Source organism: Trinickia sp. (genome assembly GCF_036503415.1).
Classification (GTDB): Bacteria; Pseudomonadota; Gammaproteobacteria; order Burkholderiales; family Burkholderiaceae; genus Trinickia.
Genome location: NZ_DASXWY010000196.1, coordinates 1 through 24,486 on the forward strand (window position 1 = coordinate 1; position 24,486 = coordinate 24,486).

The 24,486-nt window shown below is 61.9% G+C and carries 18 protein-coding genes; 9 read left to right on the forward strand and 9 right to left on the reverse strand.

From position 1 onward, the window contains the following. The 3 genes from VGL01_RS23070 to dnaA all read right to left on the reverse strand — a co-directional run. On the reverse strand, positions 1-1,983 hold a 1,983-nt coding region (locus VGL01_RS23070; protein WP_331573514.1), incomplete at its 3' end, for a DNA gyrase subunit B. Positions 1,984-2,100: 117 nt separating this feature from the next. Further along, on the reverse strand, positions 2,101-3,204 hold the full coding sequence (gene dnaN, locus VGL01_RS23075; protein ID WP_331573516.1) for a DNA polymerase III subunit beta: 1,104 nt from the start codon (positions 3,202-3,204) through the stop codon (positions 2,101-2,103). A gap of 229 nt (positions 3,205-3,433) precedes the next feature. Continuing rightward, complete coding sequence (dnaA, locus tag VGL01_RS23080; RefSeq protein WP_331573518.1) at positions 3,434-5,041, reverse strand: chromosomal replication initiator protein DnaA; 1,608 nt, start codon at positions 5,039-5,041, stop codon at positions 3,434-3,436. Between the two features lie 433 nt (positions 5,042-5,474). Between dnaA and rpmH the strand changes: the two genes are divergently transcribed. The 4 genes from rpmH to yidC are packed head-to-tail and all read left to right on the forward strand — an operon-like array spanning position 5,475 to position 8,122. Then, complete coding sequence (gene rpmH / locus VGL01_RS23085; protein WP_133649748.1) at positions 5,475-5,609, forward strand: 50S ribosomal protein L34; 135 nt, start codon at positions 5,475-5,477, stop codon at positions 5,607-5,609. A gap of 10 nt (positions 5,610-5,619) precedes the next feature. Continuing rightward, positions 5,620-6,159 carry a ribonuclease P protein component gene (locus VGL01_RS23090; protein ID WP_414720330.1) on the forward strand — a complete coding sequence of 180 codons (540 nt, stop codon included), beginning with the start codon at positions 5,620-5,622 and terminating at the stop codon, positions 6,157-6,159. A 16-nt stretch (positions 6,160-6,175) separates the two neighbouring features. After that, positions 6,176-6,406: a membrane protein insertion efficiency factor YidD gene (yidD, locus tag VGL01_RS23095; RefSeq protein ID WP_331573520.1), complete on the forward strand. Its 231-nt coding sequence runs from the start codon at positions 6,176-6,178 to the stop codon at positions 6,404-6,406. 30 nt (positions 6,407-6,436) lie between these two features. Further along, complete coding sequence (gene yidC / locus VGL01_RS23100) at positions 6,437-8,122, forward strand: membrane protein insertase YidC (RefSeq protein WP_331573522.1); 1,686 nt, start codon at positions 6,437-6,439, stop codon at positions 8,120-8,122. Between the two features lie 100 nt (positions 8,123-8,222). Here the strand turns inward: yidC and VGL01_RS23105 are convergent, their stop codons facing one another. Further along, the gene (locus VGL01_RS23105) at positions 8,223-8,645 is read right to left on the reverse strand and encodes a transcriptional regulator (RefSeq protein WP_173261296.1); all 423 of its coding nucleotides are present in this window, start codon (positions 8,643-8,645) and stop codon (positions 8,223-8,225) included. A gap of 388 nt (positions 8,646-9,033) precedes the next feature. Between VGL01_RS23105 and mnmE the strand changes: the two genes are divergently transcribed. Further along, positions 9,034-10,437, forward strand: coding sequence for a tRNA uridine-5-carboxymethylaminomethyl(34) synthesis GTPase MnmE (gene mnmE / locus VGL01_RS23110; protein ID WP_331573524.1), 1,404 nt, complete (start codon positions 9,034-9,036; stop codon positions 10,435-10,437). Between the two features lie 503 nt (positions 10,438-10,940). Here mnmE and VGL01_RS23115 read toward each other — a convergent pair. After that, entirely contained in the window at positions 10,941-11,186 is a 246-nt protein-coding gene (locus tag VGL01_RS23115; protein ID WP_331573525.1) for a hypothetical protein, read from the reverse strand. A 169-nt stretch (positions 11,187-11,355) separates the two neighbouring features. Here VGL01_RS23115 and VGL01_RS23120 point away from each other — a divergent pair, with 169 nt between their 5' ends. Beyond that, on the forward strand, positions 11,356-12,477 hold the full coding sequence (locus VGL01_RS23120) for a helix-turn-helix transcriptional regulator (protein WP_331573526.1): 1,122 nt from the start codon (positions 11,356-11,358) through the stop codon (positions 12,475-12,477). Further along, on the forward strand, positions 12,474-13,043 hold the full coding sequence (locus VGL01_RS23125) for a hypothetical protein (RefSeq protein WP_331573527.1): 570 nt from the start codon (positions 12,474-12,476) through the stop codon (positions 13,041-13,043). Before VGL01_RS23120 ends, VGL01_RS23125 begins: the two co-directional genes overlap by 4 nt. A 111-nt stretch (positions 13,044-13,154) precedes the next feature. Here VGL01_RS23125 and VGL01_RS23130 read toward each other — a convergent pair whose 3' ends face one another. Both VGL01_RS23130 and VGL01_RS23135 read right to left on the reverse strand, forming a co-directional pair. Beyond that, on the reverse strand, positions 13,155-13,601 hold the full coding sequence (locus tag VGL01_RS23130) for a hypothetical protein (protein ID WP_331573528.1): 447 nt from the start codon (positions 13,599-13,601) through the stop codon (positions 13,155-13,157). A gap of 212 nt (positions 13,602-13,813) precedes the next feature. Further along, the gene (locus VGL01_RS23135; RefSeq protein ID WP_331573529.1) at positions 13,814-16,042 is read right to left on the reverse strand and encodes a LamG-like jellyroll fold domain-containing protein; all 2,229 of its coding nucleotides are present in this window, start codon (positions 16,040-16,042) and stop codon (positions 13,814-13,816) included. A 600-nt stretch (positions 16,043-16,642) separates the two neighbouring features. Between VGL01_RS23135 and VGL01_RS23140 the strand changes: the two genes are divergently transcribed. Continuing rightward, a complete protein-coding gene (locus VGL01_RS23140; protein WP_331573530.1) occupies positions 16,643-18,442 on the forward strand; it encodes a hypothetical protein in 1,800 nt (599 codons plus the stop codon). A gap of 168 nt (positions 18,443-18,610) precedes the next feature. Here VGL01_RS23140 and VGL01_RS23145 read toward each other — a convergent pair whose 3' ends face one another. Together VGL01_RS23145 and putA are read right to left on the reverse strand one after the other, a co-directional pair. Then, positions 18,611-19,759: a branched-chain amino acid ABC transporter substrate-binding protein gene (locus VGL01_RS23145; RefSeq protein WP_331573532.1), complete on the reverse strand. Its 1,149-nt coding sequence runs from the start codon at positions 19,757-19,759 to the stop codon at positions 18,611-18,613. Between the two features lie 83 nt (positions 19,760-19,842). Beyond that, positions 19,843-23,787, reverse strand: a complete 3,945-nt coding sequence (gene putA / locus VGL01_RS23150) for a trifunctional transcriptional regulator/proline dehydrogenase/L-glutamate gamma-semialdehyde dehydrogenase (RefSeq protein ID WP_331573534.1) — start codon at positions 23,785-23,787, stop codon at positions 19,843-19,845. A gap of 290 nt (positions 23,788-24,077) precedes the next feature. On the opposite strand from putA, the gene VGL01_RS23155 reads away from it, so the two are divergent. Further along, on the forward strand, positions 24,078-24,272 hold the full coding sequence (locus VGL01_RS23155; RefSeq protein ID WP_331573536.1) for a hypothetical protein: 195 nt from the start codon (positions 24,078-24,080) through the stop codon (positions 24,270-24,272). Positions 24,273-24,486: the final 214 nt, after the last annotated feature.

A 24,486-nucleotide genomic window follows, 5' to 3' on the forward strand; every position in this document is an offset into this window, starting at 1 on the left:
CGGATCGCTGCGCAGCGCAACCTGAAGCGACTCGGCCGATGCCGCCGCCCCAGCCTCGCTCGTCAGATCGATCGCCACGCCATCCATGATGGCTTCCAACGCGCTAGCATCATAAATCCGCGCCAGCCGCTCCACCACGCCCTGCGCCAACAAATACGACCGCGCCAACTCGCCCAACGCATCGCCGGCGATCGGCACCGCGCCTTCGTTCGCCACAAGCTCCGAACCCTGCAACGCAAGCCGCAGCATATGCGCGTTGAGCTCGGCACCATCCTTCAGATAACGCTCGTCCTTGCCAGCCTTGACCTTATAAAGCGGCGGCTGCGCGATATAGATGTACCCGCGCTCGATCATCTCCGGCATCTGCCGATAGAAGAACGTCAAAAGCAGCGTACGAATATGCGCACCGTCGACGTCCGCATCGGTCATGATGATGATTCGGTGGTAGCGCAGCTTGTCGAGGTTGTAATCTTCCTTGCCAATCCCGCAGCCGAGCGCGGTAATCAGCGTAACGATCTGCTCCGATGAAAGCAGCTTGTCATAGCGCGCCTTCTCGACGTTGAGCACCTTGCCGCGCAGCGGCAAAATCGCCTGGAACTTGCGGTCGCGGCCCTGCTTGGCCGAACCGCCTGCGGAATCGCCCTCGACGATGTAGATCTCCGATTTCGCCGGGTCCTTCTCCTGGCAATCGGCCAGCTTGCCCGGCAAGCCCACGCCGTCGAGCACGCCCTTGCGTCGCGTCATCTCGCGCGCCTTGCGCGCAGCATCGCGCGCACGCGCGGCATCCACGATCTTCCCGCAGATGATCTTCGCGTCGTTCGGCGTCTCGAGCAAAAACTCTTCGAGCGCCTTAGCCACGACCTCTTCCACCGGCGCACGCACTTCGGACGAGACGAGCTTGTCCTTCGTCTGCGAACTGAACTTCGGCTCGGGCACCTTCACCGATAGCACGCACGACAAACCTTCACGCATATCGTCGCCCGAGGTCTCGACCTTGGCCTTCTTCGCGATTTCGTGATCGGCAATGTACTTGTTCATCACACGCGTCATCGCCGCGCGCAGCCCCGTCAAATGGGTACCGCCGTCGCGCTGCGGAATGTTGTTCGTGAAGCACAGCACGTTTTCGTTGTAGCTGTCGTTCCACTGCATCGCGACTTCCACGCCGACACTGTCCTTCTCGCCGACCACGTGGAAGATCGTCGGATGCAGCACGGTCTTCGTCTTGTTGATGTACTCGACGAAACCCTTCACGCCTCCCACGAACGCGAAATCGTCTTCCTTGCCAGTACGCTGGTCCGTCAGCCGAATCCGCACACCGTTGTTCAGGAACGAAAGCTCGCGAATCCGCTTGGCCAGAATGTCGTAGTGATATTCGACGGTACCGAAGATCGCCTGGTCGGCCATGAAATGCACTTCAGTACCGCGCTTTTCCGTATCGCCGAGGAATTGCATCGGCGATACGTGCTCGCCGTTCACTTCCTCGATCACGCGGTTTTGCGGCACCCCGCGATGAAACTCCATGAAGTGCTTCTTGCCGTCGCGGCGCACCGTCAGCCGCAACCAGCTCGAAAGCGCATTCACGCACGAGACACCGACGCCGTGCAGACCGCCCGACACCTTGTAGCTGTTCTGATCGAACTTGCCGCCCGCATGCAGCTCGGTCATCACGATCTCGGCCGCGCTGCGCTTGGGATCGTGTTTGTCATCGAGCTTCACGCCGGTCGGAATCCCGCGGCCGTTATCGATGACGGAAACCGAATTGTCCGCGTGAATGGTCACCTGGATTTCATTGCAATACCCGGCCAAGGCCTCGTCGATCGAATTGTCGAGCACTTCGAATACGAGGTGGTGCAAACCGGTGCCGTCCGACGTGTCGCCGATATACATCCCGGGCCGCTTGCGGACTGCCTCCAGACCTTCGAGGATCTGAATCGAAGAGGCGCCGTAGCTGTTGTCGGGCTGCGAAATGTGCTGTTCACTCATGGGTATCTTCCGGTTTTGCATCTACTGCCTGGGTACTACGTACGGTATTTCGGTCTGCCAAATAAACGCCAAAGGGGCGCTGCGCCCCTTGGTCTTGGCTGCTTCCCGGCCGTCGGATCAAATGCGCATCGGCATGACGACGTACTTGAAATCATCGTTTTCCGGGATGGTGATCAAGGCGCTCGAGCTCGCGTCGGCCACGCTCACCTGCAACATGTCGACCTTCAGGTTCGCCAACACGTCGAGCAGATAAGTGACGTTGAACCCCATGTCGATCGTGTCGCCCTGGTAAGCGATCTCGAGCTCTTCCTGCGCCTCTTCCTGATCGGCGTTGGTCGACATGATTTTCAACTGCCCCGGCTCGATCACGCAGCGCACGCCCTTGAATTTGTCCGAGGTCAAAATGGCCGCGCGCTGCAGCGAGCGCTGCAACTCGTCGCGCCCGATCACGAACGTGTTCTTGTGCGCCTTCGGAATGACACGCTGGAAATCGGGGAACTTGCCCTCGACCAGCTTCGAAACGAGTTCGACCTGGCCGAACGTGAACTTCGCCTGCGTCGATGCAATATCGATCGTGACGACATCGTCGATGTCTTCGAGCAGCCGCTGCAGCTCGAGAATCGTCTTGCGCGGAACGATCACTTCCTGGCGCGGGAACTCACCCTCGATCTTCATCGACGAATACGCGAGACGGTGCCCGTCGGTTGCCACGGCCATCAGCCGGCCACCATCGACGACGAGCAGCATCCCGTTCAGGTAATAGCGGATGTCCTGCTGCGCCATGGCGAAATGCACCATACCGAGCAATTGACGGAACGTCTTTTGCGGGACGGCAAGGCTCGCGCCGTAATCCTTGGCCTGGGCGACGGTCGGGAATTCGTCGGCGGCGAGCGTCTGCAGCGCAAAGCGGCTCTTGCCCGATTGCACCGTCAGCCGCTTGTCGGCCAGCGTCAGGCTCACCTGCCCATCGGGCATCGCGCGCAGGATATCGAGCAACTTGCGCGCAGCGACGGTGGTCGCAACCGATTCGCCTCCCACGCCGAAATCGGCCCGCGTCGTGATCTGCAATTCGAGGTCCGTCGACAGAAACGATACGTCCGGACCGTTCTTGGTGATCAGCAGATTCGCGAGGATCGGCAACGTATGGCGGCGTTCGACGATGCCGCTCACGGTTTGCAGCGGCCTGAGGAGGTTGTCTCGTTCGGTCTTGACCAGTTGCATAGAGTTCCTTCGTTGATAGGACGGCAGGGTCCAGCCGCCTCGCCCGGCAGATTCGTCGACTCAAGCGCCGACGCCCCGCATTTCTCCGCGCTTTGTGCCCACTTCCCGCACTTTCCCGCCACCCGCGCAGCCAGGGCGGCTAAACCAATATTGTGCCTGAAAAAGAAACCGACTCCGCTAAATCGGAGGGAGGGCCCGCCATGCCCCGACCGCACCCGCCCGCCGCGGCTCAGCCCTTCAGCGTTTGCTCCAGCACGTGCAATTCGTGGTTCAGCTGCGCATCCTTGCCGCGCTCGTCGGCGATCTTGCGCACCGCGTGCAAGACGGTGGTGTGATCGCGCCCGCCGAAGAGCTCGCCGATCTCGGGCAAACTCTTTTGCGTGAGTTCCTTCGCGAGATACATCGCAATCTGGCGCGGCCGCGCAATATTCGCCGGACGCTTCTTCGAATACATATCGGCGACTTTGATGTTGTAGAAGTCGGCGACGGTCTTCTGGATGTTCTCGACGGAGATCTGCCGGTTCTGCACGGTCAGCAGATCCTTGAGCGCCTCTTTGGTCAGCTCGATCGAAATCTCGCGGCCGTGGAACTTCGAATAGGCGAGGATCTTCCGCAGCGCGCCTTCGAGCTCGCGCACGTTCGAGCGCAGATGCTTGGCCACAAAAAACGCGACGTCCTCCGAAAGACTCACGCCTTCGGACTGCGCCTTGCGCATCAGAATGGCCACGCGCATCTCGAGCTCGGGCGGCTCGATGGCCACGGTGAGCCCCGAGTCGAAGCGCGAGATGAGGCGATCGTCGATACCCGAAATCTCCTTCGGATACGTGTCGCTCGTAATGATCACCTGCGCCTTGTTGGCAACGAGTGCTTCGAACGCATAGAAGAACTCTTCCTGCGTACGCGACTTGCCGGAGAAGAACTGAATATCGTCGATGAGCAGCAGATCGAGCGAATGGTAGTACCGCTTGAAATCGTCGAACGCCTTGCGCTGATAGGCCTTCACGACATCGGACACATATTGCTCGGCATGGATGTAGCGGATCCGCGCGCCCGCCTTGTCCAGCAGCAGCTGGTTGCCGATCGCATGGATCAGGTGCGTCTTGCCGAGCCCCACGCCGCCATACAGGAACAGCGGGTTGTACGACACGCCGGGATTGTCGGCGACTTGAATGGCCGCTGCGCGTGCGAGCTGATTCGCCTTACCGGTCACGAAGTTGTCGAAGGTCAGCACCGGATTGAGCTTCGAGCGCTCGTACATCGAATCGGTCTCGGCACCGCCAGGGCCGGCGAACGCACCGGGACGCCAGGTGCGCCGCGCGGCCGCGGCCTCGCTCGCATCGACGCTCGGCAAGTCGCTATCGGCGGCATCGTCGGCCATGTGCGCGCCCGCGCCATTGCCGGCCGCACCCGTCCCTGCACTCATCCCCGCTCCCATCCCGCTACGCACGCCATTCGGCTCGCCGCGCGAGGCGCCGGAGGCAGCGCCCGCGGACGGCATGCCGCCATTGGCCGCCAACGCGGCTGCAACCGATGCGGGAACACGCGGCAAAGGCACCGACGACGCGCCGCCGACCGACGCACGCAGGCCAGCCTTCGGATCCAGCACGAACTGGACTTCCACGGGGGCCTGCCAAAAGTCGCGCGCGAGATCGGAGATGCGACCCGAAAACTGGCTCTTGACCCAATCGAGCTTGAAGCGGTTCGGCGCGGCGATGGACAATGTGTTCGCGGCGGCGTCGAAGGCGACCGGGGCCAACGGTTTGATCCACGTCACGTACTGCTGGGGCGTCAATTCACGCTCCAGCAGTGCGGAACAGTGTTGCCAGAATTCGTTCATCAAAGTGACGTCGTTTTTAGTGCACGGTCACTCGCCGCCGCCTTCGTCGCGCGATGCGCCGAAGGACCCGGACCGGCCAGGCGAGCCCGCCACAAACCCTTTCGCAACAAGTACTTGCGGCGAACGATGGGACTCGCGACGACGTGCAGGATTCTTGAGATAAGGCGAGATTCTACCGCCAAACACGGCCGGCCAGGGAGTTATCCACAGGGCCGGATCGAGCGCTGCATGCGCACCCGCGGGCCTTGCGCGTGCATCCGAAATCAACGTAACGTATTGACGACCAAAAGAAAACCGGTTTAAATAGCGGGTTCCCGCGAAAGCGAAAACTGATTCCCGGCCCCGTCGAATGCCTCTCGGCGTTGTCCTGCACGGTTTGCAGGCAAGCTGACAGCGCCAAAGCGCACGCGGCCCATTCCCCAGTGAGAGCGACATGAAACGTACCTACCAACCTTCCGTGACGCGCCGCAAGCGCACCCATGGTTTCCGCGTTCGCATGAAGACCGTCGGCGGCCGAAAAGTGATCAACGCCCGTCGCGCGAAGGGCCGCAAGCGTCTCGCCATCTAAGGCAAGGCGCCTGAGCGCGTCGCGTCAGGCGCCCGCGGCAACGCGGGGACATGCGCACGCCGCCGTCGGGCTGGGTCCGTTGCGAGCGCGAGCCGTCTTCCCCAAAGCCGCGAGGCTTCTCAAAACGGATGAGTTTTCATCCGTTTTTCGTTTACGCCCTTGGCGCCGAACGGCGCATTTTGTCGTCTACGCCAGGCCGACGGGCAGCGATGCGCGCCTCGGTCTCGTGACGGGCAAGAAGTTCGCGCCGCGCGCCGCCACGCGCAATCTCGTGCGGCGCCTCGCGCGTGAAGCGTTTCGCGTCCGCCGCGACGATTTCGGCGGGTGGGATGTTCTACTGCGCCTGTCCGCGCGCTTCGACAAGGCCGCTTATCCGAGCGCCGCGTCGAGACCGCTCAAGGCGCTCGTTCGTGCCGAGATCGACACGTTGCTCGACAAAGTGGCGCGCGAAATCGTGCGCCGCGAAAGCAGTGCCGCGGCGACGGAACCGGGGCTCACGCCCGGACCGTCGAGCGGTGCGCAAGACGACCGGAGTTCGGGGCGGCCATGAACGCCGCTTCATCGCCATGCAAACGGTACTGATCGCGTTGCTGCGCTTGTACAAGATTGCCTTGAGCCCTCTGCTCGGCAGCCGGTGCCGCTTTTATCCTTCCTGTTCCGATTACGCACGCGAGGCAATCCAGTATCATGGCGCCGCGCGCGGAAGTTACCTCGCGCTCAAGCGGCTTTGTCGCTGTCATCCCTTTTCCGCGGGCGGGATCGACCTCGTTCCACCCGCACCCTCGAAAAAGCGCTGAAGCGCCGCTTTATCGACTCTGAGACCACGCATGGATATCAAACGCACCGTCCTATGGGCGATCTTCTTCGTGTCAGCGATCATGCTGTTCGACAACTGGCAGCGCGAGCACGGACGCCCGTCGATGTTCTTCCCGAACCCGACCGCGACCCACACCGCGAGCACGGGCGCGACGCCGGGCAGCGCGAGCAGCGCCGCGTCGGCCGCGGGCCAAGGGGGAGCGCCGTCGGCACCGGGCGTCGCGGCACCGGCGACGGTGGCAGGCGCCCCGCTGCCGTCCGCTCAGTTGATCCCGTTCAGCACGGACGTCTATCAGGGCGAAATCGATACGCGCGGCGGCACCCTCGAAAAGCTCACGCTCACGCGCAACAGCGATCCGAAGCAGGCCGATCTGAACGTGACGCTGTTCGATCGCACGGCCAACCACACCTATCTCGCGCGCACGGGCGTCATCGCAAGCGGCGCCGAGCTGCCCTATCACAATGACATCTTCACGCCCGTGCCGGGTCCGCGCGCGCTGACGGGCGACCAGAAGTCGTTTCAGGTCAGCCTCGAATCGCCGGTCAAGGGCGGCGTCAAAGTCGTCAAGACCTACACGTTCACGCGCGGCAGTTATGTCATCGGCGTCGATACCAAGGTCGAGAACGTCGGCACCGCCCCCGTTACGCCAACGGTCTACATGGAGCTCGTGCGCGACAGCCAGCCCGTCGAAACGCCGCGCTTCTCGCACACGTTCATCGGGCCGGCGGTCTATACGAACGAGCATCACTTCCAGAAGATCTCGTTCAGCGACATCGACAAGAAAAAGGCCGAGTACGCGAGCTCCGCCAACAATGGCTGGGTCGCGATGGTGCAGCACTATTTCGCGACGGCCTGGATTCCGGCCGAAGGCGCCAAACGCACCAACTACGTCGAGCAGATCGACCCGACGCTGTACCGCGTCGGCGTGCAGCAGGCGCTTCCTACGCTCGCGCCGGGACAATCGGCCGATGTATCGGCACGGCTTTTCGCGGGTCCCGAGGAAGAGCGCGTGCTCGAAGGTATCGCGCCCGGCCTCGATCTCGTGAAGGATTACGGCTGGGTCACGATCATCGCGAAGCCGCTGTTCTGGCTGCTCGAGAAGATCTACGGTCTCGTCGGCAACTGGGGCTGGGCGATCGTGCTGCTCACGCTGCTGATCAAGGCCGTCTTCTTCCCGCTTTCGGCGGCGAGCTACAAGTCGATGGCGCGGATGAAGGAGATCACGCCGCGTATGCAGGCACTGCGTGAACGCTTCAAGAGCGATCCGCAGAAGATGAACGCGGCGCTGATGGAGCTCTACAAGACGGAGAAGGTCAATCCGTTCGGCGGCTGCCTGCCGATCGTCGTCCAGATTCCGGTGTTCATTTCGCTTTACTGGGTGCTGCTCTCGTCGGTGGAGATGCGCGGCGCGCCTTGGATACTCTGGATCCACGATCTGTCGCAACAGGATCCGTTCTACATCCTGCCCGTGCTGATGGCGGTCTCGATGTTCGTGCAGACGAAGCTGAACCCGACGCCGCCCGACCCTGTGCAGGCGAAGATGATGATGTTCATGCCGATCGCGTTCTCGGTGATGTTCTTCTTCTTCCCGTCGGGCCTCGTGCTGTACTACGTCGTCAACAACGTGCTGTCGATCGCGCAGCAGTATTACATCACGCGCATGATGGGCGCCCGGAAGAAGGAAAAGACGGCTTGACGCTGGTTTGAACGACGCCTGCGGCGTGGCCGCGGCGTTGAAAAGGAATCGCCCGGTGAAGTTGCGGACCGGGCGATTTTTTTTGGCGGGTTCCCGAGGACTACGACTCTGAGCCGTCGCCGTAGAACTGTTCGATCAGCTCTTGCACGAGATAGCGGTGATGCGGCGAAAGCGCTTCGATCTTCGAGGCCAATTCGATCGTCTCGGGCGTCAGCGGGTACTTTTCATCGCGCGGCAGCGGTTTGGGCGTCGTACGCGCCGATGCAGTCGGCGCCGGCCCGTAATGCAGCCAGTGCAGATCGACGCGCAGCCAATCGGCGAGCGTCGCGAGTTTGTCGGCAGTGGGGATCGTTCGGCCCGTGAGCCATTTATGCGCGGTCTGCGGGGAGATCGGGCTGGCGCCGCGATGACGCAAATTGAACTGCAGCGCGAGTTGCGTCCCACCCGTCGCTTTCTCTGGGCTGCGCTGCAGGGCAAATTTGAGGCGTTCCGAGAACGCCGCTTTCTCTTCTGCGGTAGGCATCGCAAAATTGTGCAATCGAGCCGGAGTAAAGAAGACAACCACTCACGACAGTTTTAGCCTGCAGGAACGCGGTTTTAGCCAGATCGCGTAGATAGCCCGCGTGCCAAGGGAATTCAGTTCTTCAAGGAATTCCCGCTTGGAACGGGCGTTTCACCTCGGACGCGGTGATCGCACCTTCACTCCGTCTGAAGAATACACTATCCCGATTGAGATAAATCTAATTTATGGTAGGAGCGCCGCGGTCCACGGTGGGACACCGCCGAAAGGTGCGGCGACGGCGCGCTACAATGCCGCTCTTGCCGTGCTCGTCCCCTGGACGTTGCACCGCGTCGCGCGAGGCGTAACGCAGCACGCAAGACTGTTCTCTCACTGCATTAGCCGGATGACCATGCTCGCTACCGATTCGGATCCGATCGTCGCCATTGCCACCGCGCCGGGGCGCGGCGGAATCGGCGTGGTCCGCATCTCGTGCGGCCGCGCGGGCAGTGCGGCCGCCGAAGCGTTGATGCGCGCGCTCTTCGCGCAGATGCTCGAGCCGCGTCATGCGAGTTATGTGCCGTTTCTCGATGCCGGCGGCAAGGTCCTCGACCGCGGCATTGCGCTTTATTTCCCGGCGCCGCATTCGTACACCGGGGAAGATGTGATCGAGTTGCAGGGGCACGGCGGGCCGGTCGTTCTGCAACTGGTGCTGCAGTCCTGCCTCGATGCCGGCGAGACATTCGGTCTGCGTCTTGCCGAGCCCGGTGAATTCACGCGGCGGGCCTTTCTCAACGACAAGCTCGATCTCGCGCAAGCCGAGGCCGTCGCCGATCTCATCGAGGCGAGCACGGAGGCCGCGGCGCGTTCGGCGGGCCGTTCGCTCGAGGGGGCGTTTTCGCGCGACATTCATGCGCTCGTCGAGGAAGTCATCGCGCTGCGGATGCTCGTCGAGGCGACGCTCGACTTTCCCGAGGAAGAGATCGATTTTCTCGAGGCGGCCGATGCGCGCGGCAAGCTCGCGCACATGCGCGAGCGGCTCGCTCAGGTGCTTGGCGAAGCGAAGCAAGGCGCACTGTTGCGGGAGGGACTCGCCGTCGTGCTAGCGGGGCAGCCGAACGTCGGCAAGTCCTCTTTGCTCAATGCGCTTGCGGGCGCCGAACTCGCCATCGTGACGCCGATTGCCGGTACGACGCGCGACAAAGTCGCGCAGACGATCCAGATCGAAGGTATTCCGCTGCATATCGTCGATACCGCCGGGTTGCGCGATACCGAGGACGAGGTCGAGAAAATCGGCATCGCGCGGACATGGAACGAGATACAAAAGGCCGATGTCGTCCTGCACCTGCTCGATGCGCGTGCGGGCATGACGCCCGACGACACAACCATTGCCGCGCGCTTTCCGGCGGGCGTGCCGGTCGTGCGGGTGCTGAACAAGACCGATTTGACCGAGCTGGCGCCGACGCTCGATCGGCTTGGTGCGACCGAAGTGGATAGCGAAGTATGCGAGCTGAGGCTCTCGGCGAAAAAAGGCGAAGGAATCGATTTGCTGCGGGCTGAGCTATTGCGTATCGCCGGCTGGCAGGCGGGCACGGAGAGCGTTTATCTCGCACGCGAGCGACACTTGCGTGCGCTGCGCGCGGCGCAGGATCATCTTGCGCTCGCGTCGGAGCACGGCGAGGCCGGGAATCAATCGCTCGATCTGTTTGCCGAGGAGCTGCGCCTCGCGCAGGAAGAGCTCAATTCGATTACCGGCGAATTCACCTCGGACGATCTGTTGGGGGTGATTTTCAGCAGGTTTTGTATCGGAAAATAACTGGTCGTCCAAGATTGTCTACTGACATCCAGCCTTTGACGGTACACATCTACGTGCGCGTGGCCGTCGTGTCCTGGGTCGATGTGTATCAAGGATGATACGAATCATGGAAGCATTGCGAATTTATGCGGCCGCAGAGACTAGGTGCGCAACGTTGTCGAGCAGGAGATCGCCGTAGGCCCACACGATGGTTCCAATGATCGTGAGGCAGGTTGCGATCCATAGACCTCGCTTCTGTTTCGGAAAATACCGAGATCTCAGCGCTATAAGCTCCGCGCTGCCGAACCTCCCTGGAGTGATCAGATCATCTAGGTCGCTTGCTTTGTTCCGCGCCAAGAACGCAAATACCGTGACCGGCGCACCGGCCCGTTGGAACCATTGAGCCATCGAGTCGCTCGCAGGCCGTAGAGCATCGATACACGGCAGAACGATCAGCAGGCCTGCTGCCAATGCTAGCAGGTACGCGACAGAACGCCATGTCGCTTCGATCTTCCGTTCTTGTGTTATCGGCGAGGAAGTCCATTCCCTTGGCGGTGATCTGGGGAGCCACTCGACATATGGCCGTCGAGCCCGTATGTGATCGCGCTCTCGGCTAGGCCGTGTTCCTCTAGGTAAACGAGATTGGCGGCGTAGCGCTGCATAGCGTCGTCGTCCATGGTGCTGAACAACCGCCGGATGTCGTGTGATCGGGGGTAGCTTTCGGCGAGCATTGTCAACAACTCACGCTGGTAGTCCTGAGCGAGCTTCATACACTCTCCGTTCGTTTGGGCAACGACGGTGGCAGTAACGGCAGCGAAGCCACGAGTAAAGGGGCCGCGAGCGCTGAATTGGAAGGTCAATGGTCTGTAACAGAGCGATGCCACGACTGAAACTTGACAAAACTTGACGCCCGATGCGTCGATAACTAGAATGCAGACTATGGAAAAAACTCTGTCGCGAGAAGCAGTTACAGACGCTTTGGCTAAAGCAGGTTTCAGTCAAGCCGAGCTTGCTCGCCGCCTGGATGTTAGCTCGCAGGCTGTCACAAACTGGCTCAAGGGGAAGGACTTCCCGCGTCCCGACAAGCTCCTCCGGCTGTCGGTACTCTTGCGCCTACCCTTTGAGAAACTGGTCGAGGTTCCTGCAACGGGAGCTCCGATTATTGCCTTTCGGAAAAGGGCCAGCACGAAGACGACGGCCGCGCATCTGGCACACGCTGCGGAAATGGGTTACTTGTTGAAAAGTACGGTGCCCTTTCTGCCCACTCGGCCGTCACTGCGGCCAAGGATGGATTCCCCGAGTGTTGACTATGGATTCCTCCAGCAAGCTGTCGCGGACATACGAGCAAAGCTCGGCATCGGACTCGCGGCGCCCCTTCAGTATAGCCATCTGATAGGGCAATTCGTTGAGGCTGGAGCAGTTCTCATTCCCGTACTTTGGGGCGAAAAAAAGCGCCATGAGAATGCCCTGCACATATGTCTTCCTGCGGAAGACGTCACATTCATTTACTTGAATCTCGATACCAAATTAGAAGATTTTAAGTTTTGGATGGCGCACGAGCTTGCGCACATGTACACCCCTAGTTTGGCCGGCAAGGACGAGGGAGAAGATTTCGCGGATGCTCTAGCGGGGGCGCTTCTTTTTCCCGAGGCTTGCTCCAAGGTAGCTTACGCTAAAGCTAGTGGAAAGGATGAACGGCATGCTTTGGCTGCCTTACAGCAGCATGCTGAGGAACATTCGATATCCATCTACAGTGTCTATCTAGAGGTGAAGAAGTACCAGGCGTACAGCAACCTTCCTGCGCTGCCGTTGGCTGAACAGTCGATCCACCGGTTTAGAACTGGGAATGCAACTCCTCTACTAAGCAAGGTGCTGTTTGACGATGAGCCGCCTGCGGCTAAAACCTATGTGGCCGCTTGCGAACGCATTTTCAATTGCCAATTGATTCCTGCGTTGCGCGGCATGATCAAGACGCGTTCGATCGGGGCGTCCTATGTAAGCCAAATTCTCGATATTCCTCTAAGCGATGCTTCAGCAATTCACGCGGAGTTATCGCTTTGACGTTGTTGTTGCTTGATACCAACGCCTATCTGAGGTTCGCCAAACGTATCAAGCCGCTCCTCGGCGTGCCGTTTGGATCGAAAAACTATCACCTCACCGTGATGCCTATCGTTGAGGACGAGTTTTATCGTAGCGCTCGCTTACGGGAGCGTTTTCCTTGGTTCGGCGGTGAAGATCTGGCGGAGGAGCGCCTCGCAACGCGCGTGCGACTATCAGCCGATGAAAAGGCCGCACTCGCGGCTGCGGCAAGCGTTCTCCGGCAATCTGTAACTGCGGACCCTTTGCGCTTCCAGAACCCGCCTTCGAAGGCGGATTGTGAGATTTTGGCGTTCACACTCGTTCGGGAAGCTGTGGTGGTAACAGATGACCTCAGCATGCATACTCTCGCCGGGGAATTCGGCATTTCCGCCATGCACGGACATCAGGCCCTCCACAAGATGTTCTCCGCGCGGAAGGTAGATAAGGCGATGATTCGGGAGCTCTATGCGGCCCTGGAGGCGAATGGCGACCTTCCCGCTAAGTGGGTGAAAGATCGCGACGAACTTTTCGCCAGCGTCTTCCGGTAGTAGATAAGCGTGCGTGCACGCAGCCTTCTCTATCACCTCGAAGACCGCGCGCTGATTCACGGTAATCACACGGTCGTGTTCCGCTGAGTCGTGCGCGTCGCGCACTCGCGCTCACGTGACGAGTTGAACGACCCAGTTCATCGCGGTAGGACCGAAGAAAACCGACACTGCGTCGGTTTGAAGAAACAGATTGGGGTTCACGTTCGGCACTTGAATACGCATGGGGCTGACCGATGACATCGCGCCGATTTCGAAAGTCGTAGCGTCCATTGGGCCGCCCGTAAGCCATACCGGATACAGGCCATTTTTTGCAGGCTGAGATTGATTGAATTGCAGAAAGGACGTGCTGTACACATTCTGAATCTTGCTGTGGACCGTCGGAACTACAGTGGCGCCCCCCGCTTCTGCGAGCGCCGCGGCGCTCCCCTCACCGGGAAGCGCGCTGACGTTCCATTGGCTCCGCGGGCTCGTGCCGTTTTCGCTCAAGATGACTTGTTGTTGTGACGATTCAGCGAGGTAAAGGCCGCTAGAGGTGCTAATCGTTACGGTTATGGGCATAGCGCTCTCCGTGTGCAGAAAACACTTGGCAAACACCCGAACCATCGACGGCGAATTTTCCGATCGAGGACCGGCACGAGCCACTCCGGTTGCCAACCGGGAGATCCGATTATCGGCTCGCGCCGCTCGACGAGACCTGGCAGAACTCATAGCTCCGCCAAGCCGGGAAGGTCGCATGATTTCGGTTTTGCCCTATCACGCCAAGCAGTCGATCACACCCCTTGCGCAAGCGTCGCGATCTGGTCGGCCGACATCGCCCCGCGGTAGATGCGGAACTCGTCGATCGATCCGGAGAAATACGGATCGGCCGAGAACTGCGAGCGGCCGATCCAGTTCTGTGCCGTTTCGCCGATGCGCCACGGTGCAAAGATCACGTCGGTGGCGCTGTTGACCGCAACACCGTTGACGTAAAGCGTGCCCACCGTACCCGATAACGTCACGGCAACATGCGTCCATTGGTTCGTTGGCAACGGGGCCTTGCCGTCGATGCGGCGCTCGCCATACGGGCCGTTCGTCGTGATTGCGAATCGCACCAATCCCGCGCCGCCCATCGGGGTGAGCATCATATAGCGGCCCGGGCCCGCGCCGAAATCGAAGATGCGCGCCCAACGAACCGACTTCGTCCAGTAGACCCAAGCGGCGACCGTGAAGTCCGATACATCGGCAACGAGATCGTTCGGCAAACTGACGTAACCGCTCGCGCCATCGAGCACGACGGCGTTGCCGAGTTTCCCCGTCCCGTGCGACGCCCCGCCGACGAGCGTACCCGCATGGCCGTTGCCGCTCGCATCGGCAGCGCTCGTGCCAGCGGTCTCGTCGAACGTCAAATCGGTATGCAACACAAGGGTCGTCACGGCGACGACTTCGTTCGAGTTTCCGCTCTCGCCCGAGGCGGTGCTGGCACTGACGACGTAATACCAGGTACCCGCCGCCGGGCTGTCCGTGTAGGTCAGCGGGTCCGTGATGCCCGTCGCGACGGTGCTGTAGGGCCCGCCAGCACTGCTGCCGCGCTTGACGTTGTAGCTCGCGCCGTTCGATACGCCCCACCATGAAAGCACGACTTGCCCGGCGGCAGGATAGGCCGTCAGCCCACTTGGCGCGGCCGCCGGCACCACAGGGTCACGCGTGCACGTCAACGTGCCGTAGCCGAGTTGATCGTAGCCGCCGCTGTTCGGCCCGTAGTTTCCACCGCCGCCCTCAGGTTGGATCTTGAGTGCGAACTGCTTCGACCACGGTGCGGCAAGACCTTTGCGGTTGACATAGTGGTTGTAGACGAGCGCCCAGCATGGGCGGATCGTGCCCTGGCTCGCGGTCGAGAACGCCGTTTGCGTCACGTCGACGTTCGAATAAGTGACGTAGGGCACCGTGTAGTAAGTCGTGCCGTCCGGCTGAAGCAGGTTCGCCTTCGCCACGTATTCGGCACCGGCGAGGAACCGGTTATTGTCGTGCCCATAAAGATCGATGCCCTGGTTCCAGCCCATCTCGCAGATCGCCCCGGCGAGCGCAATGCCGAGCGTATTGTGTCCCTGGTCCCGCCCGCTCTCCTGCCACTGGCCCAGATAGCCAGGGTGCAGATAGTAGACCGCTTGCGCGATGGCGCCGTTGCCGGGGCCGTTCAGGAAATAGTTGACCGCCTCGTCGAAGAGCGAGTGATCGTCGCAGAGCACGCCGATGGCCATCACGGAAGCGAGATTGCACAAATCCCAATTGGCCCAGTAATGCGTGATCTCGGTGCCGTTGTGGCGATTCAGGAAATCGTGATTGATCGGGTAGAAGATGTTGCGCATCATCGTCTGGAACGCGGCGAAGTCGGCACCGGCCCAGCCCGTGTAATTGCGCATGATCTCGCCGGCGTTCGCAAACTCGTATCCATAGATGCCGGCGGCCAGATCGACGTTGGAGTCGCCGCCGAGCCGCTGCAGCGTCGACGACCATGCGTTCATGATCTGCACGGCTTTGTCGGCGTAGCGCGCGTCGCCGGTCACCTTCCACCGCAACGCGCATGCGTAGGCCGCAGCGATGTCGTTATAGAGCACCGGGTAGTTCTGCGTGCCGGTGCCGCCCCGGTCAACCTCGACTTGCGGGCGCGGCGTCCAGGACAGACTCGCGTGGCTATTGGCAATCAGTACGTTCCAGCCGTCGATCCACGGCGACGCCTGTGCCGATACTTTTTGTGCCATGCGGGCGAAGTCGCTTTGCGTGTGCAGCAAACCGGGGTGGACGAACTGGCCGCTCGTCGTCAGATCCGTGGCGCCCGAGGCGACATGCGCCAATGCTCCGCCCGCGGCGGCAGCGCCCGTGCTCGTCGTGCGGCTCACCGATGCGGCGGCACTCGTCCCACCTCCCCCTCCGCAAGCCGAGAGCACCAGCGCGCCAAGGCTATAAAGGAATGTGCGCCGCGAAATCCCCGTTTCCTGTTCGTTCTTTTTCAAATCATCCATGTCTGGGCTTTCCGTTAATGGGTCATGGGCATCGATCGGTCTGTCGCATCGGCGAAGCAAACGTTTGCGCGAGATCGCAGGTTCTTGCCTGTTCCGGCGCACGCCCTCGATTGTTGCGTTAACGGATGGTCTACTGCGTTTTTCGAGTGCGATAGAGGGGTAGGTGTCGACGGAAACTGGGGTAAGAAAAACCTGAGCACGGTGAACATCGCTCGGTTCTCACGCGAATAGAAGTCGATCCGATACGCGGGATCGCATGCGCAATGACGTTCTCGCTAACGAAGTCCAGCCGCAACCAAGGTCGCACGCGCAAAGCAATTGAGATTGATTATTCGTCGAGCCGTGGTTCGCTTCGTCGACAGCGAGCCATGAGTTGATAACGTCTCCACAATACCGCCAAGCTTCACTGTTGATGGTGCTCGATCGGCACGCCGCCTGTGGAGTTCTTTACTTTATTCGACAACTTGTTCATAGCCGTTTTCCCAAACTGGCGGTATGACAATTTTAAGGGTGGTCGTCGCAATGGTTAGGATTCCTAATGCGGGAGCAGGTGGGTCGGGAGACGGAGAACAAGGCCGCATCGGCAAGTCGGACAAAGACATGCCTGCGGGTTCGGCCCCGTCGCCCAGACCAAAAGAACTCAGCGGCGCGACGAACTTGCCGGCCCCGCGAGCGCAAGGCTCGCCCAGGCCGGCAGTCCGCGCGTCGGCGCCTTCGATCAGGACAGGTCGAGAGACTGAGCCGGTCGGCACCGGATTCACGTCGGACGCCGCGGTAAAAACGCTCGCCGATTATTTGTCGCGCAACAGACAAAAACTCGGAATCGTGCCCGCACAGCTTGCCGACACGGAAGCAATCGAAGACCGCCTCAAGAAAGGAAAGTCGCTACCGGTGCTGCCCGGTTACGAAACCTTGGCGGGTGTCATCGATCGCACGGGCAAGGTACATTCGAATGACCAAGCTCTTGTGCAATTGCTCGGGCAATTGCCCACGCGCACCCTTAGCCTTCTCCCCATTCCCAAGGAAGGCTTGCCAATTGCGATATTGGCGAAGAATCCCTGGACCGTTGACGCTCATGAGGCATACCTCACCGAAGAAATCATCGGACACTTCAAGGTCTCGGGAAAAATCCCCGACAAAAAGGAGCGCGTCTTCGAGTTCCAGGAAACAGTGGCTTGGCCATTCTTCCACGATCTCATCGCGGGCGACGCGCCGGCGCCCGCCAACAGCGCCCTCGCAGAAGGGATATCGGAGCTACCAGGTTATGAGCTCGTCGTACCTGAAATCGGCCTGCGTACGCTCGATTCACTGAAAGACCATATAGCCGATCAGCGCCTGCGGCTCTTGAGCGTCGATCTTGCCGAGTTGCAGTACTCGGGGCGGGCGGACTGGAAGGATACCGCGACCTCGCTGAGCCTTTCGTCGATGATCGGCTCCGGCGGAGACTACGTGATCCACAGAGTCTTCCCCGAACACGTGTCGGGCAATACCGTTGCCTACATCGCAGAGAGCGCTGCAAAGGTATTCCTACTCCTCCTCACGGATATCGGGGATAACGCCATCGGCGAGTTGGAGACGGCTCGAGGCGATCTGTTGGCGAGCGGTATGACGCCCTCGCTCAAAACTTTCACCGGCGCGGAAAGCCTGCGCGAAGTGGCGATCAATCTATTGAAGGGCCGCGGCGTGCTCAACGGTGAGGGGCGCATCTATGCGAAACGAGCGCTTACCGCAGGTTTGAAGGGGGCCGCCACCGGCGCTCCATTCGCCACCGCTACTGGATTCGTCATCACGACCAATGGCATGGACCCGGTCATGCAAGCGCCGCTCGGGGGCATCTTGTCCACGGGATTCGCGCTGTCGATTCCGTTCGATTTCCGCTCCGCTGTGAAGCAAGTGCAGTCTGCCGTGCTCGTATTAATGGACGAGGGCAAGATACCGGTACCGCAGCGCGGCTTTGCCGACGAAGCGGAAAAGATGCAGTTTGCCCGCGATATAGCGCTTCAAGAGCTCGTCTCCCGGCAGAGCAACAGCTCGTCCGCAAGGGCCTTCACGGCGGCGCCACTCATAAACGGCGGGATACTGGCTTCGGTCATGCTGGGCGTTCCACCGGAAGTTGCCGAGATGGTGTTCATGGGCGGCGCGCCTCCCATGGAAAACATTTCGAAGTTGGTCGGCACCATCTGGGAAACAAAGGTCGAGCGCCCGCGTGCAATGGATCGCCTCAAGGGCTTGGTGCTGGCGACGCCCGGCGGATTCAACGAACCGGATCACGAAACAAAATTGGCCCGCTCTTTCGCGCGCCGCTGGCCGCGCGGCGTTGCCCGCGTCATCACGGCGGGTGCGAAGCCGCCCCGCCCGTCGTCACGCAGCATCGACACGGCAGAAACCGCGGGCGCGTAGCGATGCAACGTGGCAACGCTCATTGCGGCAAGCTCGGACTTGCTTTGAGTCGCCAGCGATGCCGATTGACTGTCCTCGTGCCACTCGCTTCGCCTGAGCGCAAAAAACCCCGCGGAACGAACGCTCATTCCGCGGGGCGATTACCTTAGACGCTCGAACTCAGCCGGCTTACTTCCCGCCGATGCTTTGCAGCGCTTTCCACTGGCCGCCTTCGACCTTGTAGATCGTGATGCCGCCGTTCTTCAGATCGCCGCGCGTATCGTATGCGAGGTCCTTCGTCGTCACGCCCTGCATATCCGTCTTGGCCAGCACAGGCAGGTATTTGACCGGATCGGTCGAGTTGGCCTTTTCCATCGCCTTCATCATCGCCATCGCACCGTCGTAGGCGTACGGCGAGTAGGTTTCGACATCCTTGCCGAAGCGCTTCTTGTACTTCACGACATAGTCCTTGCCGCCGGGCATGTCGTCGAGCGGCAAGCCTGCCAGCGACGCGATCGTCCCTTCCGCGGCGTCGCCCGCGATCTTCAGGAACGTCGGCGTATGCACCATTTCGCCGCCCATCAGCGGCGCCTTGATACCGAGCGACTTCATCTGCTTGACCATCGGTCCCGCTTGCGAATCCGCCCCGCCGTAGTAGACGAGATCAGGGTTGACCGCCTTCAGCTTCGTCAAAATAGCCTTGAAGTCGACCGCCTTGTCGTTCGTGTACTCGCGATCGACGATCGTCGCGCCCGCCGCTTTGGCAGCCTTCGCGAATTGATCGGCAAGACCCTGGCCGTAAGCGGTGCGATCGTCGACGATCGCGATCTTCTTCATACCGAGGTTCTTCGCCGCGAAGGTGCCGGCCACCGAGCCTTGCTGCGTGTCGGAGGTCATCATGCGGAACGTCGTCTTGAAACCTTGCTGCGTGTACTCGGGCGCCGTCGCCATGGCGATCTGCGGAATGCCCGCGTTCGCGTAGATGCGCGAGGCCGGAATCGTCGTGCCCGAGTTGAAGTGGCCGAGCATGCCCTTGATGCCGTCATCGACGAGCTTTTGCGCGACCGTCGTACCCGTGCGCGGGTCGGCCTGATCGTCAGCCGAATCGAGCACGAAGCGCACCGGCTTGCCGCCGATCACGGGCTTCGTCGCGTTCATTTCTTCTACAGCCAGCGTAATGCCGTTCTGGAAGTCGGCGCCGTAGTGCGCCTGTGCACCCGTCATCGGGCCCGCAAACCCGAGCTTCACATCCTCGGCTTGCTGCGCGTGTGCGGTCCCCACCAGCGACATTGCCGCAACAACCGTTGCGCCCGCCATCTGTTTCATCTTGTGCTGCATATTTTCTCCTTGGTACCAGGTAGGTGTGGAGCGGCTCGGGTTGGCCGTACCGCCTCCGGCTTTGAACCGATCGAGAGGGTCGCTCAGCCGATCGTCATCAAATTCGCATTGCCGCCCGCCGCGGCCGTGTTCACGCTCACCGAACGCTCGGTCATGAGGCGCTCGAGCGCGTAATCCTCATCGCTGCCGTTGACAAACCCGTTCGTCGCGACGCCCTGCACCGAGACGATCGGCCCCGGGCGCTGCGCCACATCTTTCACGAGCGCGAGCAACTCGTCGCTGTCGCCCTCGAAAAGTACGGCATCGTACTGCGCATCGGCGCCCGGTTGCACGCTCGCATACGCTTTCAGTTGCGGCGGCAGAGCCGCAACGAGCGCCTCGCCCGCCGCGCCCGAGAACAGCGCGCGATTACCGGTGGCCAACACGGCCGCCAGTTGAGCGCGCGCGCCGCTCGGCGTCGTTGGCACGCAGCTCACGGTACCGCGCGCACCGAGCGTGTAGGTATTGCGCTCGCCCGTCGGCCCCGGCAGCACGGCCGTCGCGCCGACCGGCATGTTCTCCAGGTAGCCGTCGCACCGTGCGGCGAGGGCCGGTTCGCGCTCGGCGATCAACCAATCGCGCAGCGCCGTCAGTGCCGCGCGCGGATTTGCGCTACCGTTGCCGCTCGATTCTCGCGGCTGCGCATCGGCCACGAGGACAGACGCAAGCGATTTCGGCAAGCCGGCCGGACGCTTGGCCAACAAGCGCTGCAAGTACAGCGCGCCGCCCGCTTTCGGTCCCGTGCCGGAGAGGCCTTCGCCGCCGAACGGCTGAACGCCCACCACCGCGCCGATGACGTTGCGGTTGACGTAGATGTTGCCGACATGCGCACGGGCAATCACGTGCGCGATCGTCTCGTCGATGCGCGTATGGATGCCGAGCGTCAAACCGTAGCCCGTTGCGCGAATCTCCTCGAGCAATTGATCGAGCTCGCTGCGGCGGTAGCGCACGACATGCAGTACCGGCCCGAACACTTCGCGCTTGAGCTCGGCGATGCTGTCGACTTCGATCAGCGTCGGCGCCACGAACGTTCCGTGCGCACAGCTCTCCGCCAGCGGCAGTTGCGTCACCGCGCGCCCCTTCTCGCGCATCGCGGCGACGTGCGTATCGATCGTGCGCTTCGCCTCGAGGTCGATGACGGGGCCGACATCCGTCGACAGCCGGTCGGGGTTGCCGACCGTCAACTCGAACATCGCGCCCTTGAGCATCGTGAGCGTGCGATCCGCGACGTCGTCTTGCACGCACAGCACTCGCAGCGCCGAGCACCGCTGACCGGCCGAATCGAACGCCGACTGCATGACGTCGGCGACGACTTGCTCGGCAAGCGCCGACGAATCGACGATCATCGCATTTTGTCCACCCGTCTCCGCAATCAACGGAATCGGTCGCCCGTCCGCATCGAGGCGTTTGCCGAGCGTCTTGTTGATGAGGCGCGCGACTTCGGTGGAACCCGTGAACATGACGGCGCGCGTACGCGCGTCGGCCACGAGTGTTGCGCCAACCGTTTCGCCGTCGCCCGGCAGCAGTTGCACGGCGCCCGCGGGCACGCCTGCTTCACGCAGGATGCGCACGGCCTGCGCGGCGATCAGCGGCGTCTGCTCGGCTGGTTTGGCCAGCACCGTGTTGCCGGCGGCCAGCGCCGCGGCCACCTGTCCCATGAAGATCGCGAGCGGGAAGTTCCACGGGCTGATGCAAACGACGGGACCGAGCGGGCGATGCGTATCGTTCGAGAATTCGTCGCGAATCTGCGCGGAGTAGTAGCGCAGGAAATCCACCGCCTCGCGAATTTCGGAAATCGCGTTCGCGAGCGACTTGCCGGCCTCGCGCACGATGAGCCCCATCAGCGTATGCATCTGCGCTTCGAGCAGATCGGCCGCGCGGGCGAGGCAATCGGCACGCGCTTCGACAGGGGTCGCCTGCCAGATCGGCGCGGCGGCCACGGCATGGACGAGCGCCGCATCGACATGCTCGCGTGTGGCTTCGACGACGACACCGACGATATCGCGCTGATCGGCCGGATTGCGGACCTCGCGCCCCGCGCCGGCCGCGGCCTCGCCGTCGCCGAGCATCGGCGCCGCTCGCCACGGGTGATGCGCGCTGGCCAGCAGCGCTGACGAAAGCGATGCGAGGCGATGCTCGTTCGACAGATCGAGACCCATCGAATTGACGCGCTCCGACCCGTAGAGATCGCGCGGCAGCGGAATCTTGGCGTGCGGCGCGCCGAGCGGCACGATCTTCGATGCCTCTTCGACCGGATCGCCCACGAGTGCTGCGACGGGCACCGATTCATCGGCGATGCGGTTCACGAACGACGTATTGGCGCCGTTTTCGAGCAACCGGCGCACGAGGTACGCGAGCAGCGTCTCGTGCGTGCCGACGGGCGCATAGATACGGCACGGGCGATTGAGCTTGTCCCGTCCGGTCACTTCTTCGTAGAGCGGCTCGCCCATGCCGTGCAGGCACTGGAATTCGTATTGGCCCGGGTAGTAGTTCTGCCCCGCGAGGTGATAGATCGCCGCCAACGTATGCGCATTGTGTGTGGCGAACTGCGGGTAGACGGCATCGGGCGCACCGAGCAAGCGCTTTGCGCAGGCGAGGTACGAGACGTCGGTATAGACCTTGCGCGTGTACACCGGGTAGCCCTCGAGCCCGTCGACCTGCGCACGCTTGATCTCGCTGTCCCAATAGGCGCCCTTGACGAGCCGGACCATCACGCGATGACGGCTGCGGCGCGCAAGATCGATCACGTAGTCGATGACGTACGGGCAGCGCTTTTGATAGGCCTGCACGACAAAGCCGATGCCGTTCCAGCCGGCAAGCTCGGGATCGAAGCAAAGCGCTTCGAGCAGATCGAGCGAGAGCTCGAGCCGATCGGCTTCTTCTGCGTCGATATTCAGGCCGATGTCATAGCGGCGCGCCAATACCGCGAGTGCGCGCACGCGCGGCAGCAATTCGGTCATCGCGCGCTCTTGCTGCGCGCGCGAGTAGCGCGGATGCAGCGCCGACAGCTTGATGGAGATGCCGGGGCCTTCATAGATGCCACGGCCCCCCGCGGCCTTGCCGATCGCATGGATGGCCTGTTCGTACGATGCGTAATAGCGTTGCGCGTCTTCCTCGGTCGTGGCGGCTTCGCCGAGCATGTCGTACGAGTAGCGAAAGCCGCGCGCTTCGTACTTGCGGCTGTTGGCCAGCGCTTCCGAAATCGTCTCGCCCGTCACGAACTGCTCGCCCATCAGGCGCATCGCCATATCGACGCCCTTTCGGATGAGCGGCTCGCCGCCCTTGCCGATGAGACGCGTCAGCGCGGACGACAACCCCGCCTCGCTGTTCGTCGTGACGAGCTTGCCCGTGATCATCAAGCCCCAGGTCGCTGCGTTGACGAACAACGACGGGGCATGGCCCACATGCGACTTCCAATCGCCCTTGCTGATCTTGTCGCGAATGAGCGCATCGCGCGTCGCGCGGTCGGGAATACGAAGGAGTGCTTCGGCCAGGCACATGAGCGCGACGCCTTCCTGGCTCGACAGCGAAAACTCATGGATGAGGCCCTCGACGCCACCGCCCGTGCGCTTGGCGCGCAATGCCTCGACGAGCCCCCCCGCCATCTTGCGGACCTCGGCCGAGAGCGCCGCAGGCAGCCGCGCCTCGCCGAGAAGGAATGGCACGCATTCGGGTTCCGGCCGCCGGTAGGCCGCCGTGATCGCCGCGCGCAACACCGATTGCGGTTGCACACTCTGCGCGAAATCGAGGAACGGGTGCGGTGCGCCTTCGTCGTCATGCTCGGCGCCGGGCGCCGCGTCGGCGAAATCGGCGGCGTGGGTTGCGCCCGTCAACTCCGGGGGCAGTTGCCCGTGCTCGATCTTCTCGAGGTAGGCAAAGATGGCCTGCTTGATGAGCCAGTGCGGAGTGCGTTCGAGCCGCGTCGCCGCCTCTTTGAGCCTAGTGCGGAGCAGATCGTCGACTTTGACGCCAAGGGTGGTGCTAGCCATGATTCTTCGCTTGCCAGCCAGATGCCGGCCAATGATCAAAAGTTGGGCGAATCGTACGCCTCCCAATAAAAAGGTGCAACCGAATTGGAGATAGGGTTGCACCTCATGCCCTCCCTTGTCAGGTAAGGGTTTCAGCAGGAACGGCGCCCGGCCGCGGTGCCCCTCCCGCGCTCGGTGTTTTCCCTGAGCCTAAATCGTTACCAGCGCCCTCCGGAAGCGTTCGGGGCTGCCGTAAACACAGGTGAGCGCCCGGGCATCGGGCGCGGGCAACGGACAGGAAGGGAGGCGCAATGGAAAAGTGGATCGTACTCGGCAGCATCTGGATCATGACGGTCTTCTGCCTGGCGCTCTTCGTTCGAGGTGCCTCGCCCGCGATGAATCGCGCGATGGCCATCGCCCGAGTGCGTACCGCGCGGCTCGCCGCCGAGCAAGCGCAGCAGGCGCAGCGCGAAGGCGAGGCGCGACACGACGCCCAACGAATCTGACGACAACCCTATCGAAGCGCAGCATGCCCGTCGCGCCCGGGGTAACCGGGCATGCAGCAGGCCAAGCGAGCCGCCGGCCAATGGCCGAGAACAGCCGAAAACAGCCGCCAACCGCAGCAGCCGCAATGCGCAGCCCCCGGGACGAATAACGCGAGACTTCGTCATGCTTTGCTCACATGAGTGCCGCTCGTCGGCCAGATACCGGCAACCGCTC

Excerpts from the sequence above, each read along its gene's own strand:
- dnaN (WP_331573516.1), bottom strand. The coding sequence starts at position 3,204 with ATGCAACTGGTCAAGACCGAACGAGACAACCTCCTCAGGCCGCTGCAA.
- dnaA (WP_331573518.1), bottom strand. The coding sequence starts at position 5,041 with ATGAACGAATTCTGGCAACACTGTTCCGCACTGCTGGAGCGTGAATTG.
- rpmH (WP_133649748.1), top strand. The coding sequence starts at position 5,475 with ATGAAACGTACCTACCAACCTTCCGTGACGCGCCGCAAGCGCACCCAT.
- yidD (WP_331573520.1), top strand. The coding sequence starts at position 6,176 with ATGCAAACGGTACTGATCGCGTTGCTGCGCTTGTACAAGATTGCCTTG.
- yidC (WP_331573522.1), top strand. The coding sequence starts at position 6,437 with ATGGATATCAAACGCACCGTCCTATGGGCGATCTTCTTCGTGTCAGCG.
- VGL01_RS23105 (WP_173261296.1), bottom strand. The coding sequence starts at position 8,645 with ATGCCTACCGCAGAAGAGAAAGCGGCGTTCTCGGAACGCCTCAAATTT.
- mnmE (WP_331573524.1), top strand. The coding sequence starts at position 9,034 with ATGCTCGCTACCGATTCGGATCCGATCGTCGCCATTGCCACCGCGCCG.
- VGL01_RS23115 (WP_331573525.1), bottom strand. The coding sequence starts at position 11,186 with ATGAAGCTCGCTCAGGACTACCAGCGTGAGTTGTTGACAATGCTCGCC.
- VGL01_RS23120 (WP_331573526.1), top strand. The coding sequence starts at position 11,356 with ATGGAAAAAACTCTGTCGCGAGAAGCAGTTACAGACGCTTTGGCTAAA.
- VGL01_RS23130 (WP_331573528.1), bottom strand. The coding sequence starts at position 13,601 with ATGCCCATAACCGTAACGATTAGCACCTCTAGCGGCCTTTACCTCGCT.
- VGL01_RS23135 (WP_331573529.1), bottom strand. The coding sequence starts at position 16,042 with ATGGATGATTTGAAAAAGAACGAACAGGAAACGGGGATTTCGCGGCGC.
- VGL01_RS23140 (WP_331573530.1), top strand. The coding sequence starts at position 16,643 with ATGCCTGCGGGTTCGGCCCCGTCGCCCAGACCAAAAGAACTCAGCGGC.
- VGL01_RS23145 (WP_331573532.1), bottom strand. The coding sequence starts at position 19,759 with ATGCAGCACAAGATGAAACAGATGGCGGGCGCAACGGTTGTTGCGGCA.
- putA (WP_331573534.1), bottom strand. The coding sequence starts at position 23,787 with ATGGCTAGCACCACCCTTGGCGTCAAAGTCGACGATCTGCTCCGCACT.
- VGL01_RS23155 (WP_331573536.1), top strand. The coding sequence starts at position 24,078 with ATGGAAAAGTGGATCGTACTCGGCAGCATCTGGATCATGACGGTCTTC.